This is a genomic window from Acinetobacter sp. ANC 4169, from assembly GCF_002135355.1.
Classification (GTDB): Bacteria; Pseudomonadota; Gammaproteobacteria; order Pseudomonadales; family Moraxellaceae; genus Acinetobacter.
In genome coordinates this window covers 73,742-88,250 of sequence record NZ_NEGE01000007.1, presented here as the reverse complement: position 1 = coordinate 88,250, position 14,509 = coordinate 73,742, and the positions used below count along the sequence as shown (strand labels likewise).

The window sequence follows — 14,509 nt, the reverse complement described above, 5'->3', positions numbered from 1 at the left end:
ATGTCTCCATCTAGTCCTGTTGAGCAAGCAAAAAAATTAATCAAAGTGCCTGAAATGCGCCGTATCAAACACATTCATTTTGTCGGGATCGGCGGTGCAGGGATGTGTGGCATCGCAGAAGTATTGAAGAACCAAGGTTATCAAGTGTCTGGTTCAGACATCAAAGCATCTAAAACCACGGCGCAACTCGAAGAAAATGGCATCAAGGTTTATATCGGCCATGCGGCAGAAAATATCAAAGATGCCAATGTACTGGTCGTTTCAACGGCGATTGATCCTGAAAATCCGGAAATTAAGGCTGCCATTGAAAGCCGTATTCCAGTGGTTCGCCGTGCAGAAATGCTGGGTGAGTTGATGCGCTATCGTCATGGTATTGCTGTTGCCGGTACCCATGGTAAAACCACGACTACAAGTTTGGTGACTTGTATGCTGGCAGAAGAAAATCTTGATCCAACTTACGTGATCGGTGGCTTGCTGAACCGTACCGGGGTGAATGCTGCGCTGGGTGCTAGTCGTTATATCGTGGCCGAAGCAGATGAATCCGATGCTTCATTCTTGCACTTGCAGCCTATGGCAACCATCGTGACCAATATTGATGCCGATCATATGGACACTTATGGTGGTAGCTTTGATGTTTTAAAAGATACTTTTGTACAGTTCTTGCAGAAACTTCCATTCTACGGCTTGGCGGTGGTGTGTGGTGATGATGCCAACATTCGTGAAATTATGCCGCGTATTGGCCGTCCACTTTTAACCTACGGCTTTAATGAAGATAATGACATCCGTGCTGTCGAGGTTGATCAGGACGGTATGCGTACTCACTTTACCGTATTGCGTAAAGGTCGTGAACCGCTCCGTGTGACTGTCAATCAGCCTGGTTTGCACAATGTACTGAATGCCTTGGCGGCAATTGGTATCGCAACAGATGAAGGCGTTTCTGATGGCGCGATCTGCCGTGCATTAGAAGGCTTTAGCGGGGTAGGCCGTCGCTTTCAGGTTCAAGGTGAATTTGAGCTGGAAGGTGGTAATGTGAAACTGGTAGATGACTATGGTCACCATCCTAAAGAAGTGGAAGCCACCATTAAAGCTGCGCGTCAAAGTCATCCAGACCGTCGCCTGGTGATGATGTTCCAGCCGCACCGCTTCAGCCGTACCCGCGACTGCTTTGATGACTTCGTCGATGTATTGTCACAAGTTGACCAATTGTTATTGCTAGAAGTGTATCCTGCGGGTGAGAAACCGATTGTGGGTGCAGATAGCCGTAGCTTGGCACGCAGCATTCGTTTACGCGGTGATGTTGAACCGATTTTAATTGATCCTGTAGATGGCAATTTACCCAATGCGATGCAAAAAGTGTTACAGGCAAATGACTTGTTATTAACGCAAGGCGCAGGTAATGTGGGTGCTATCTCAATTGATCTTGCACAAAATAAATTGTATTTAAAATAATCACCTTGTGTGATTTTGAATGTGATCGTTCAGTTATAAAGTTTAAGGATATAAACGTGGCAAATGCTTCAAAATTCGGCAAAGTTGCCGTGTTGCTTGGTGGTAAATCGGCTGAGCGCGAGGTTTCTCTAGATAGTGGTAAGGCGGTGCTTGAAGCATTGGTACGCTCGGGGGTGAATGCCGAAGCTTTTGATCCTCAAGAACGCAGTGTGACTGAACTGGTCAACTATGACCGTGCCTTTATTGTGCTGCATGGTCGTGGTGGGGAAGATGGTCAAATTCAGGGGACGCTGGAGTGGTTGAACCTGCCTTATACCGGTACCGGTGTACAAGGTTCTGCTATCGGTATGGACAAGGTGAAAACCAAGCAGGTATGGCAAGGTTCAGAACTGCCAACTGCGCCATATCGCATTGTGACCAAAGATTCTGATCTGGATGCCATTGTGGACAGTATCGGTCTGCCATTCATTATCAAGCCGGTACATGAAGGCTCAAGTATTGGCATGAGTAAAGTTGAACGTAAAGAAGACTTTGCCGATGCGATTACCAAGGCGACTGAACATGATGCTGTGGTGATGGCAGAAAAATGGATCACTGGCCGTGAGTTCACCATTGTGATTTTAAATGGTCAGGCTTTGCCAATCATTCGCTTGGAACCACCAAAAGATGTGGCATTCTATGATTATGAAGCCAAATACAACCGTAATGATGTGCAGTATGGCATTCCATGCGGCTTAAGCGAAGATGAAGAAAAGCGTCTGCAAGCGTTGTGTTTACGTGCTTTCCAGGCCGTAGGTGCAAGTGGTTGGGGGCGTATTGATGCCATGCAGGATGAACAGGGCAACTTCTGGTTATTGGAAGTGAATACTGTTCCGGGCATGACCAGTCATTCACTGGTACCAAAGGCTGCCAAAGCTATTGGTTATAGTTTTGATGAATTGTGTGTGGCTATTTTAGAACAAACTTTAACGGCTGCGGCTCACTAAACTATGGCTCAACTCCCTGCTTCAATGCGTCGTAAACGAGCAGCAATTACCTCCATCCATGATAAGCCACCTACACGTAAGGAAAAGCTTACGAATCTGGGTGGCTGGTTATTGATGCTGGTTGCACTTGTGGTATTGGCTGTGGGGGTATATGGTCTGTATGGCGTCATGACTGATGCGCGGGTGGCAGAACTGAATGTGGTGGGTACCCGTTCAGAGGCTGAAAATCGCCAGGTCACGACCCATGTAGCACCCAAAGTAACGGAAAATTATTTTACTTCTGATCTGGAACAAATCCGGGATCAGGCTTTAGAGTTGTCTTGGGTCGATCGCGTGGTGGTCTCACGCGCATGGCCAAATTCAATTCGTGTGCGAGTGATGCCGCGGCATGCCATTGCCCGTTGGGGAACCGGGCGACTATTGAGTGATAGTGGTGATATTTTTGCAGAAGTGGTTCCGCAAAATAACCAGAAATTGCCTTTGCTGCATGGCCCCGCGTCTCAGTCAAAAATGATGATGCGTCGTTACAATGAAATTAATCAGTTATTCCTGCCGGTCAATGTTCGTTTAAAAGAATTATATTTAACAGAACGTATGACCTGGTTCATGCAGTTTGATTCAGGTTTACGCATTATTGTAGATCAGGATCAGACCATGGGTAAACTTCAACGCTTGAGTCATCTGGCACAAAGTGATTTAAAACCAGTTTGGGCTAAAATTTCGTCAGTGGACTTGCGCTATCGAAATGGATTGGCCATACAATGGAAGAATTCGGCACCGCCGAATATTGTAAATGGTCATTTTGTTGTAACGATTGATGACACAACCATTGCAGATGCGAGAATGGTAAAGCCATAATTGAGCGGCTTTATATAAAATAGAGGCTTAAGGCCATAAATTAACTAAACACGTAATGGTAGTAGTAGATAATGAATGAAGCTGTTCCCTCGGTTGTTGCGATTGACATTGGGACACACAAAGTTTCAGTTTTGATTGGTAAGGTACATGCGCCAGACAATATCCAAGTGATTGGGATGGCAACCGCTCGTAACCGAGGCATGAATAAAGGGAAAATTGTTAGTCTCGACAAGGTCATCACTGCAATTAAAAATGCCGTACAAGAAGCAGAAGATATGGCTGAATGCCGGGTGCATTCCGCTTGGATTTCAATTCCAAGTGCAGAATTAAAAAGCTTTTATGCCTCTGGTCGTACACCTATTGAAAATAGTGACCATACAATTACAACAAGTGAAGTGGTCCGTGCGCTCGAGTTGGCCAAAGCCAGTCATCTGACTTCAGATCATTATCTGGTCAGTGCGGTACCTTTAGGTTTTGAATTGGACGATTCTGCTGAATGGGTGCAAAATCCGATTCGCATGTCTGCCCATAGCATGATGGGGCATTATCAGCTCATGATGTTGCCAATCAGCACCATGCAGAATCTGGATCGTGCGCTGAAAGGGGCCAATATTGGCGTCGAGAAAATGGTGGTCTCTTGTTTGGCGACTGCTGAAGCCAGTTTGCTGAAAGATGAAAAAGAATATGGTGTATGCTTGGTCGATATTGGTGCCGGTACCACCAATATTGCCGTGTATCTAGATGGTCGTCTGGCATTGACGCATACTTTGCAACGTGGTGGTGAACATGTCACCCGTGATATTGCTGCAGTATTGCAAACTACGACTGAAGAAGCTGAACGCCTGAAATTGTTGTATGGCTGTGTTGACCTGAAAGTGGTAAAACCTGACCATATGATTCAATTTCAGGGCATTGATGGACCGCAAACCATCAGCCGCATTGAACTGGCGGAAATCATTATTGCGCGTTATGAAGAAATTCTGACTCAGGTTCATCAGGAGTTACAGCGTAATGGGGCTATTCATGGTTTGTATCATGGTGTGGTACTGACCGGTGATGCCAGTCAAATTGAAGGCATGGTTAATTTGGCACGTCATATGTTGGGGGTTTCAGCGCATTTGGGTAATCCACCAGTACAAGTGCATGCTGACGAACAGAATCAAGCTGCTTTACGTCGTTCACAATATACGACTGCTGCCGGTTTATTGATGTTTAGCCAAAGTGATACGCAAGATACCATTGTAGAAGCGACAGACCCTGAAAAACTGACTGTTTTTAAGCGGGTAGGTCGGGCATGGTCAGCATTAAACAATCAGTTAAAATCGATATTTTAAGTGAAATTTATTGGGAATATTGTAAGGAAGTTGTACGTCTAACGGCTTGTACTTGACAAGCATGAGGTTGGGCAGCATCCTAAACTCAATTTTTATTAAGATCAAGGCAGTATACGGGCTTAAGTGACTGCCAATTACGAATTAGGAAATCCAAAGGTCATGGCCTCATTTGAATTTTTAGAAGATGATCAAAACGATAGCAACGGTCAAGCCCGTTTCACTGTATTTGGTGTTGGTGGTGCTGGTGGTAATGCTGTACAACATATGCTTGAATCTGACATTCAAGGGGTAAAATTTGTTTGCGCCAATACGGACAAACAAGCTTTAGACCGTATGAATGCCCAATTCAAAATTCAGTTAGGCGAGCAAAGCACACGTGGTCTGGGTGCCGGTGCAAATCCTCAAGTGGGTCAAACCGCTGCTGAAGAAAGCCGTGAAATCATTCGCCAACACCTTGAAGGTACCGACATGGTATTCGTCACCGCCGGTATGGGTGGTGGTACAGGTACCGGTGCTGCGCCAGTAGTTGCTGAAATTGCCAAAGAAATGGGTATTTTGACTGTAGGTGTGGTCACTACGCCATTTAACTTTGAAGGTAAACGCCGTCAACAGTCTGCTGAAAAAGGCATTGAAGCTTTAGAAGCGCATGTCGATTCTTTAATCATTATTCCTAACCAGCGTTTGCTTAAAGTATTCCGCGATATTTCAATGAAAGACGCGTATAAAAAAGCCGATGATGTATTGCTCAATGCGGTACGTAGTATCTTCGATCTTGTCGTTCGCCCAGGTCATATCAACCTTGACTTCGCCGATTTGAAAACCGCCATGAGTACGCGTGGTTATGCGATGATGGGTGTGGGTTCAGGTCGTGGTGAAACCCGTGCGCGTCAGGCGGCTGAACAAGCAATTCGTAGTCCACTCTTGGATAACGTGACTATTATGAATGCCAAAGGCATTTTAATTAACGTGACCGGTGGTGATGATGTGACTTTTGGTGAAATTGAAGAAATTACCGATGTAGTCAATCAGATTGTCGATCTGGATGAAGGTCAGGTGTTCTACGGTACGGTATTTGATCCGGATGCACGTGATGAATTGAGCGTAACGGTGATTGCGACAGGTTTGACCCGTAATTCAGCAGATTCAGCAGAGGCGGTTAAACGTCCATCAGTACAGTCTGCAACACGTCCTACTAATCATGTGGCGCATGCTGTGGTTGAAGATGATGATGTGCCAGCCATTCAGCGTCAGCAAAATGAGGCCGCAGCCACACCATCTCCAGCAGTTGGTTCAGCACGTCCAACGCCAATGAGTATTCAAGATTACTTGAAAAATCAGCAACGTAAATAAAGATAAATCTATGCAGTCTGCATAAATTCAACAGAAAAGGTAGTCACAAGGCTACCTTTTTGTTTTTTATCAATGGCTAAATATGCTAACGTATAGCGGTTTGATGAGCAGATGATAGAAAAACATGTTGAAACAACGTACCCTACAGCGTGTCGTGAAAGCGAGCGGTATTGGTCTTCATAGTGGGCAAAAAGTCTTAATTAACTTTGTGCCGCACCATGTGGATGGGGGCATTGTATTTCGACGTATCGATTTAAATCCACCGGTGGATATTCCAGCGGATGCCATGCTGATTCAAGAAGCATTCATGTGTTCTAATCTTGTTCAAGAGAATGCCAAAGTCGGTACTATTGAACATGTCATGAGTGCAATTGCCGGACTGGGAATCGATAATCTTATTATTGAAGTTTCTGCTTCAGAAGTTCCAATTATGGACGGCAGTGCAGGTCCATTTATCTATTTGCTGATGCAAGGTGGATTACAGGAACAAGATGCTCCGAAAAAATTTATAAAAATTTTAAAACCTGTTGAAGCGCTCATTGATGATAAACGCGCGGTATTTCATCCTCATGATGGCTTTCAACTCAACTTCACCATCGATTTTGATCATCCGGCATTTAAAAAAGAATATCAGTCCGCAACCATCGATTTTTCTACCGAAACTTTTGTCTACGAAGTGAGTGAAGCTCGAACTTTCGGTTTTATGAAAGATTTGGATTATCTGAAAGCCAACAATCTGGCATTAGGTGCCAGTCTGGACAATGCCATTGGAGTGGATGAAACCGGTGTGGTCAATGAAGAAGGGCTTCGCTTTTCGGATGAATTCGTACGTCACAAAATTCTGGACGCAGTTGGAGATTTATATCTCTTGGGACACCAGATTATTGCTAAATTTGATGGTTATAAGTCCGGTCATGCATTAAATAATCAATTATTACGCAATGTTAAAAGTGATCCAAGTAATTACGAAATTGTAACATTTGATGACATTGCTCAATGTCCAATTTCTTATGTCAGTGTGACATAAGTCATTGTCTTTTAATGCGAGTGTTATAATATAACAAAATGAATTGTTAAACAGTTCACATATTTTTTTTATTAATTCAAAGCTATGCCCGTATTGGTTACTTTTTATTGCTTGCCAAACGTAGCATAGCTTGGCTAAGCTTAGGATCGCTTACAAAGTCGGCAGCACCACGAAGTAAGTCTTGAGTATCTGGACTAAGGGATCGGGACAGAGATTGAGGTTTTAGAGGGGCTTGCGTCTGAATTCTTAAACGTACTTGCAGTTTTTGTAAGTCTTTAAATTCAGCTAATTGTAACAATTGGGCGATATATTGCTTTTGAAGATATGCCAGTTGACTAATCATTGCTTGATTTGCACCTGTAATCGTCAAAATGCCATGTTGATAACAAACAACTTGCCATTGCTCTGGTTGGGGCAATATCGGTTGAATGAGTTTTGTAAGTTTCTGCCATGCAGCAACTTGTGTAGAGAGAAACGTAAAGTTTCCTGTTTTTAAGTGTTTTCTTGTTTGTTGAAAGACGTTCACTGGTTCCGACATACATTGTTCCTACATATTTGTGTCTTAATCTTACGCACTTCTTTTAGTGGATATCAAGGAAGAGATCACGCAAGGACATTGACTAAGAACAGTTAAAAGAGGTTTTTATGCATACGCGACGTATTTTATTAGCGTTTTCATTGGCAGCTTCTGCCGCATCTGTAGCTTTTGCAGATTTAGTCGAATTAAATCCTGGCTCCAACAATGCATCGGTAGATCGCATTGAACAATTGACCCGTACTTTGGCTCAAGGGTCTTATGCAGAATCAAATGACATTGATCTTCCTGCTGACACCAGAATCAACGTTAAATTACGTGAAAAAGCAATTGAATTAAACAATGAATCGCTAGCAAAAAAATACGGTTCAAACTCCTCGAAAACTTATTCTGGCAGTGCTTACTCTTGGTTGGTTTCTCATCCTCTTCCAGACATGAAGCGTGTGAGTTCAAGCTTTGGTGGCCGTAGCATGGGTGGTCGAGCTGAACATCATTCAGGTTTAGATCTGTCTGCTCCAAGTGGTACGCCTATTTATGCGACTGGCCCGGGTGTAGTGACTAAGTCAGGTTGGGGTACCGGTTATGGCCAATACGTGGAAATTAATCACGGCAATGGTTATTTAACCCGCTATGCACATGCATCCCGTTTGATTGCCCGTGTTGGCGATCGTGTGGAAGCAGGCGAGCAAATTGCCAATGTAGGCTGTACTGGTCGTTGTACCGGCCCGCATCTACACTATGAAGTAGTCAAAGATGGACAACGTAAAAATCCATCACCTTATTTAGCAATGCTGCCATAAGTGGATAACGACAATTGAGAACTACAGGTATTTGCATATTCATTAAAGAGTAACTCTAAGGCTGTTAGAGCTTTCGAATATAAGAGTATCATTCAAGAGAATAGTTATTGTATAAAAAACCGCCCTTATTGGCGGTTTTTTGTTTTATTGCGTAAAGAATGGTCAATGAGTATTTATTATCTAAATAATAGTGCTATTCCGTATTCAGCTGTAGCAATAACTGATGCTCTCTAAAGTATGGTACATATAGAGACTATAAATAAGTTCAAGGAATAGGTGAAATATGGCGTTCTATGGTGATACCGACGCGCAAGAAACCCAAGAATGGCAAGACGCATTTGACTCGGTTTTACAACATATGGGTACAGATCGTGCTGCATTTTTATTAGAAAAACTCTATCAGCGCGCGATTGCCAAGCATGTTCCCATTCAGCGTCTAAATACTCCTTACTTAAATACCATTTCTGTGGATGAAACACCGGCTATGCCAGGTGATCAGGATATGGAGCGTCGTATTCGCGCCCTGATTCGCTGGAATGCCTTGGCGATGGTGTTACGTGCCAATAAAACCGGTGATGATTTGGGTGGCCACTTGGCCAGTTTTGCATCTTCTGCAACCTTGTACGATGTTGGTTTTAACCACTTCTTCCGTGCCAATAGCGACCACTTTGGTGGTGATATGATCTATTACCAAGGTCACTGTGCACCAGGGATTTATGCACGTTCATTCCTTGAAGGCCGTTTGACTGAAGATCAACTGAATAATTTCCGCCGTGAAGTCGGTGGTAATGGTTTGCCAAGTTACCCGCATCCGTACTTGATGCCGGATTATTGGCAGTTCCCGACCGTATCCATGGGTCTGGGGCCGATCATGTCAATCTATCAGGCGCATATTCAAAAATACCTGATGAACCGCAGCCTGATTAAAGAAGAAGACCGTAAAGTCTGGGCTTACCTCGGCGATGGTGAGATGGATGAGCCAGAAAGTACAGGTGCGATTTCACTTGCTGGCCGTGAAAAGTTAGACAACCTGGTATGGGTTGTGAACTGTAACTTACAACGTCTCGATGGTCCGGTACGTGGTAACGGTAAAATCATTCAGGAACTTGAATCTTTATTCCGTGGTGCCGGCTGGCGCGTGATTAAAGTCGTGTGGGGTCGTCATTGGGATCCGTTACTGGCAAAAGATAAGTCCGGTGCATTGAAAGCGGTGATGGAAGAAGCGGTGGATGGTGATTACCAGCGCTACCAGGTAAAAGGTGGGGCGTATACGCGTGCACACTTCTTTGGTAAATACCCAGAAGCAGAAGCATTGGTAAAAGATTTAAGCGACGAAGATATCGATAACTTAAATCGCGGTGGTCACGATCCATACAAAGTCTATGCTGCATATGCTGAAGCGATGAAATCGACAGGCCAACCAACAGTGATCCTGGCGAAGACTGTAAAAGGTTATGGCTTATCTGAAGAAATTGAAGCGGTGAACAAAACCCACCAAATCAAGAAAATGCAGCTTGAATCATTAAAGTATGTACGTAATCGTTTCAACTTGCCATTTACCGATGAACAGCTTGAAGAAGTTCCATTCTACCGTCCAAGTGAAAATTCGCCTGAAATTAAATATATGAAGGCGCGTCGTGAAGCATTGGGTGGCTATTTACCAGCGCGTCGTAAAGAAAGTGAAGTTTTGGCAATTCCAGAACTTTCAGTATTTGATGCTGTACTCAAAGGTTCAAATGGCAAGCAACAATCAACCACGATGGTCATGGTTCGCTTAATCTCAGCACTGTTGAAAGAAAAAGCAATCAAAGACCGCGTGGTGCCAATCGTACCCGATGAAGCACGAACCTTTGGTTTAGAAGGCATGTTCCGTCAGCTGGGGATCTATGCTGCACATGGTCAGAAATATACCCCTGAAGACCAAGAACAGCTGATGAACTACCGTGAAGCCAAAGATGGTCACATGTTGCAGGAAGGAATTAATGAAGCCGGCGCGATGAGTGCATGGGCAGCGTTGGCGACCAGTTATTCAACCAATAACCTGCCAATGATTCCAATGTACATGTATTACTCGATGTTCGGTTTCCAGCGTATTGGTGACATCGCATGGGCAGCCGGTGATGCACAGGCTCAAGGTTTCTTGCTGGGTGCAACTGCCGGCCGTACCACATTGAACGGTGAAGGTTTGCAGCATCAAGATGGCCATTCGCACATTCTGGCCAATACCATTCCAAACTGTGTGTCTTATGACCCATGTTTCGGTTATGAACTGGCGGTCATCGTACACGATGGTTTGCAACGCATGTATGTCAATCAGGAACGCGTGTTCTATTACCTGACCGTGATGAACGAAAACTATGAGCATCCTGAAATGCCGCAAGGCGTGGAAGAAGGCATCAAGCGTGGTATGTATCTGCTTGAAGAAGATGAAAAAGCCACTGTCCAGCTGATGGGTTCGGGCGTGATTCTTCGTGAAGTGATTAAAGCAGCGAAAATCTTGCGTGATGAATACCAGATTCACTCAAACGTGTGGAGTGTAACAAGCTTCAACGAATTGGCGCGTGATGGTATGGCTTGTGAAGAATACAACCGCCTGCATCCATTGACTGAAGAAGCGAAGGAATCTTGGGTGTCACAACAATTGCGTGATACTGACGGTATTGTGGTTTCTGCAACCGATCATATGCGTGCATACAGCGAACAGATCCGTGCCTATCTTCCAGACAACCGTCCATTCGTAGCCTTGGGTACCGATGGTTACGGCCGTTCAGATACCCGTGGCAATTTGCGTAGTTACTTCGGTGTGGATGCCGCGCATATTGTAGTGGCAACCTTGAAGAAACTAGCCGATGAAGGCGAAGTTGATGCGCGTTTGGTGAAAGATGCCATCTCCAGCTTCGAACTAGATACTGATCGTCCAGTCGCTTGGGCACCTCAAGCACACCCTGAAGTTCAGGCAGTGGCTGACTATAAAGAACAATCAGGTGAGGAGAACTAAGCATGCAAATCAAAACACCTGATATTGGGGTAGATAAAGCCACCGTTGCTGAAATTTTAGTGAAAGTGGGCGATAGCGTTGCTGTAGATGACAGCCTGGTGTTGCTTGAGTCGGATAAAGCCTCTGTTGAAGTGCCAAGCACTTCAGCAGGGATCGTGAAAAGTATTACGGTTGCAGCAGGCGATGTGGTTTCTGAAGGTTCCGTGCTGATTGAACTGGAAGCTGAGGACGGTTCAACTGGCGCGACTGAAGTCCAGGAAGCAGATGCTTCACAGAAAACTTCGGAAAATACTCCGACTTCTTTGCCTGATAAAGAAATTATGCAAGAACTGGCATCCCATCAACCAGCAGTTTCAGCAGCGAAGACTCCGACCGGCAGCTCTTCAGTGGTTGAGGTGCAAGTACCTGACATTGGCGTAGAAAAAGCCCTGGTTGGTGAAATTCTGGTTCAGGTAGGTGATGAAATTGCTGTCGATCAAAGCATTGTGGTGGTGGAATCAGATAAAGCCACTGTAGAAGTGCCAAGTACCGTTTCAGGTACGGTTGAGAGCGTTGAAATTCGGGAAGGTGACACAGTCAAAGAGGGTGTGGTTCTGCTAAAAGTGAAAACAGCATCTTCTGGTGCTGAAGCAGTACAAAGCACAGCACCTACTACAGAAACTGTACCTGTGACTGCGGCAAAAGCAGAAACGGCAGTTGAAGCACCTGTAGCCTCTGCACCAAGTGGAGACATCGAAATAGCTGTGCCTGATCTGGGTGTAGACAAAGCTGCAGTCGCGGAAATTTTAGTTCAAGTCGGTGACACGGTCGAAGCTGATCAAAGCATTATTGTGGTTGAATCTGATAAAGCGACCGTTGAAGTGCCAAGCCCGTCGGCAGGGGTGATTAAAGCCATTCACGTACAAGTGGGGCAAAATGTCTCACAAGGTGTGGCTTTGGTGACCATTGAAGCGGAAGGACAGGCAGCAGCTGCTGTAGCTCAGCCAGCCAAAGCTGAAGCTGCTCCCGCAGCCAAAGCAGCACCGGCTCCGGCAGCAGCACCACAAGCAGCTGCATCTGTAGAGCAAGCACCAGTTCAATCGGCTGATAAGCTGACCCAAGAGCAAAGCGCTGCCAATGCCAAGGTATATGCAGGGCCTGCGGTACGTAAACTGGCACGTGAATTGGGTGTAGTGTTGTCACAAGTAAAAGCATCTGGGACACATGACCGCTTGATGAAAGAAGATGTATTTGCCTATGTGAAAACACGTCTGACAGCTCCGCAAGCAGCTCCTGTTGCACAGGCTGTAGCTCCAGTTTCTGGTTTGCCTAAACTTCCTGATTTTAGTGCTTTTGGCGGTACTGAAGAAAAAGCAATGACACGCTTACAGCAGGTATCTGTGCCTCAATTGTCATTGAATAACTTCATTCCTCAAGTCACGCAGTTTGACCTGGCAGATATTACCGAACTTGAAGCATGGCGCGGCGAGCTCAAAGCCAAGTTTAAACAAGATGGTATCAGTTTGACGATTTTGGCTTTCATTGCCAAAGCAGTGGCTCATCTGTTGAAGGAAGAGCCATATTTTGCCGGCCATTTAGCGGATGACCAAAAATCGGTATTGCTACGTAATGAAATCCATATGGGTATTGCTGTGGCAACTCCAGATGGTTTAACCGTTCCGGTACTTCGCAATCCCGATCAAAAATCCATTAAGCAAATTGCGGTTGAGTTGGGTGAGCTGAGCAAGAAAGCGCGTGACAAAAAATTGTCACCGAAAGACTTGCAAGGTGCAAACTTCACCATTACCAGCCTGGGTTCTATTGGGGGTACTGCATTCACCCCATTGGTGAACTGGCCTCAGGTGGCGATCTTGGGTATTTCACCTGCCACCATGCAACCGGTTTGGAATGGTGCAGGCTTTGATCCTAAATTGATGCTTCCATTGTCATTGTCTTATGATCACCGTGTGATTAATGGCGCAGATGCAGCACGCTTTACCCATAAACTAACCAAATTGTTAGCGGACATCCGTAGCTTATTGCTCTAATTTAAGTCTATGGTAGATAAAACCCTGCTTCGGCAGGGTTTTTTTGTGAAAGCTTTTGATGCGCAGAAATGCAGATGTTCATCAATATGAAGTAGATAAATGTGAGTAAAGTCCGGTCAATATTACTCAGCTTAAAAATGATATTTTTAAAGTTATTTGAAAAAAATTATCTTTCAGCTTAAAATGCATGCACTTCATTGGGGAGTAGCCGCTTTTTACGCAATGTAAAAAGGTGATGATCAACATAATTGTTCCACAGAACATGGTCATCATAGCAAAGAACCAAATGATCTTTTGATCATGTTTTTCTTTTTGTTGGCAAGACCTTTGATTTACCACTCTGCACAATTTGGCTAGCAGGAGGGGTGAGTCATAGGTTTGATATATGCTAGCCAGAGAAATACATCATGCTTTCAGCCTTTCTGATTTCTTTAGCTGTTGTTGCCCTGTCCGAAATGGGGGACAAAACTCAATTGCTGGCTTTGCTGCTGGCTGCGCGTTTCCGTAAACCTGTCCCTATTCTGATCGCAATTTTTCTGGCGACCGTTGTGAACCATGGTGTTTCCGCTGTCCTGGGTCAATGGATTACCACTGTGCTGAGCCCGACCGTATTGTTATGGATTGTTTCCCTCGGCTTTATTGGGATGGCTGCCTGGATGCTGATTCCAGATGAACTGGATGATGAAACTGAAAGTATTAATAAATGGCAAAAATATGGCGTATTTGGTGCCACTTTTGTGTTGTTCTTTCTGGCCGAAATTGGCGATAAAACCCAGATTGCTACCGTAGCACTTGCCGCGCGCTTTGACAGTGTGGGCTGGGTGACGCTGGGAACCACACTGGGCATTATGCTGGTCAATGCACCTGCGGTGTTTATTGGGAACAAACTGGCAGAAAAACTGCCTATTTCACTGATTCATAAAATTGGTGCAATCGTATTTTTAGTGATTGGTGTGGCGGCACTGCTTCAGCATTATTTCTTTTAAACTTGAAGAGTATTAAAAAATCCTGGCATTTTTGTCGGGATTTTTTATTGTGAAATGCAGCACAATTTACTGATAAATATACCAATATTAAGATGTTATTTTGTTGTAAATTTCCATAAATCCATATATGTTGTGAGGAATTAAAAATTTAATTAAAAA

Annotated in this window: 11 protein-coding genes and 1 riboswitch; of the genes, 10 read left to right on the top strand and 1 reads right to left on the bottom strand. The window is 44.6% G+C overall.

The window, feature by feature from the left end; all coding sequences use genetic code 11:
- The 6 genes from murC to lpxC all read left to right on the top strand — a co-directional run bounded on the left by murC (position 1) and on the right by lpxC (position 7,004).
- Entirely contained in the window at positions 1–1,449 is a 1,449-nt protein-coding gene (gene murC, locus B9T26_RS07035; RefSeq protein ID WP_086199013.1) for a UDP-N-acetylmuramate--L-alanine ligase, read from the top strand.
- A 56-nt stretch (positions 1,450–1,505) separates the two neighbouring features.
- The gene (locus B9T26_RS07030; protein ID WP_086199012.1) at positions 1,506–2,435 is read left to right on the top strand and encodes a D-alanine--D-alanine ligase; all 930 of its coding nucleotides are present in this window, start codon (positions 1,506–1,508) and stop codon (positions 2,433–2,435) included.
- 3 nt (positions 2,436–2,438) lie between these two features.
- Entirely contained in the window at positions 2,439–3,293 is an 855-nt protein-coding gene (locus B9T26_RS07025; protein ID WP_086199011.1) for a cell division protein FtsQ/DivIB, read from the top strand.
- Between the two features lie 71 nt (positions 3,294–3,364).
- On the top strand, positions 3,365–4,627 hold the full coding sequence (ftsA, locus tag B9T26_RS07020; RefSeq protein ID WP_086199010.1) for a cell division protein FtsA: 1,263 nt from the start codon (positions 3,365–3,367) through the stop codon (positions 4,625–4,627).
- Between the two features lie 159 nt (positions 4,628–4,786).
- Entirely contained in the window at positions 4,787–5,977 is a 1,191-nt protein-coding gene (gene ftsZ, locus B9T26_RS07015) for a cell division protein FtsZ (RefSeq protein WP_086199009.1), read from the top strand.
- A 124-nt stretch (positions 5,978–6,101) separates the two neighbouring features.
- The gene (lpxC, locus tag B9T26_RS07010; protein ID WP_086199008.1) at positions 6,102–7,004 is read left to right on the top strand and encodes a UDP-3-O-acyl-N-acetylglucosamine deacetylase; all 903 of its coding nucleotides are present in this window, start codon (positions 6,102–6,104) and stop codon (positions 7,002–7,004) included.
- A gap of 97 nt (positions 7,005–7,101) precedes the next feature.
- Here lpxC and B9T26_RS07005 read toward each other — a convergent pair whose 3' ends face one another.
- Complete coding sequence (locus tag B9T26_RS07005; RefSeq protein WP_086199007.1) at positions 7,102–7,542, bottom strand: DUF721 domain-containing protein; 441 nt, start codon at positions 7,540–7,542, stop codon at positions 7,102–7,104.
- Between the two features lie 107 nt (positions 7,543–7,649).
- On the opposite strand from B9T26_RS07005, the gene B9T26_RS07000 reads away from it, so the two are divergent.
- The 4 genes from B9T26_RS07000 to B9T26_RS06985 all read left to right on the top strand — a co-directional run bounded on the left by B9T26_RS07000 (position 7,650) and on the right by B9T26_RS06985 (position 14,350).
- Positions 7,650–8,339: a M23 family metallopeptidase gene (locus B9T26_RS07000; protein ID WP_086199006.1), complete on the top strand. Its 690-nt coding sequence runs from the start codon at positions 7,650–7,652 to the stop codon at positions 8,337–8,339.
- A gap of 283 nt (positions 8,340–8,622) precedes the next feature.
- On the top strand, positions 8,623–11,337 hold the full coding sequence (gene aceE / locus B9T26_RS06995; protein WP_086199005.1) for a pyruvate dehydrogenase (acetyl-transferring), homodimeric type: 2,715 nt from the start codon (positions 8,623–8,625) through the stop codon (positions 11,335–11,337).
- 2 nt (positions 11,338–11,339) lie between these two features.
- Positions 11,340–13,364 (top strand): 2-oxo acid dehydrogenase subunit E2, encoded by a 2,025-nt coding sequence (locus tag B9T26_RS06990; protein ID WP_086199004.1) that lies wholly within the window; start codon positions 11,340–11,342, stop codon positions 13,362–13,364.
- Positions 13,365–13,551: 187 nt separating this feature from the next.
- A riboswitch (yybP-ykoY riboswitch) is annotated at positions 13,552–13,696 on the top strand.
- A 75-nt stretch (positions 13,697–13,771) separates the two neighbouring features.
- Entirely contained in the window at positions 13,772–14,350 is a 579-nt protein-coding gene (locus B9T26_RS06985) for a TMEM165/GDT1 family protein (protein ID WP_086199003.1), read from the top strand.
- Positions 14,351–14,509: the final 159 nt, after the last annotated feature.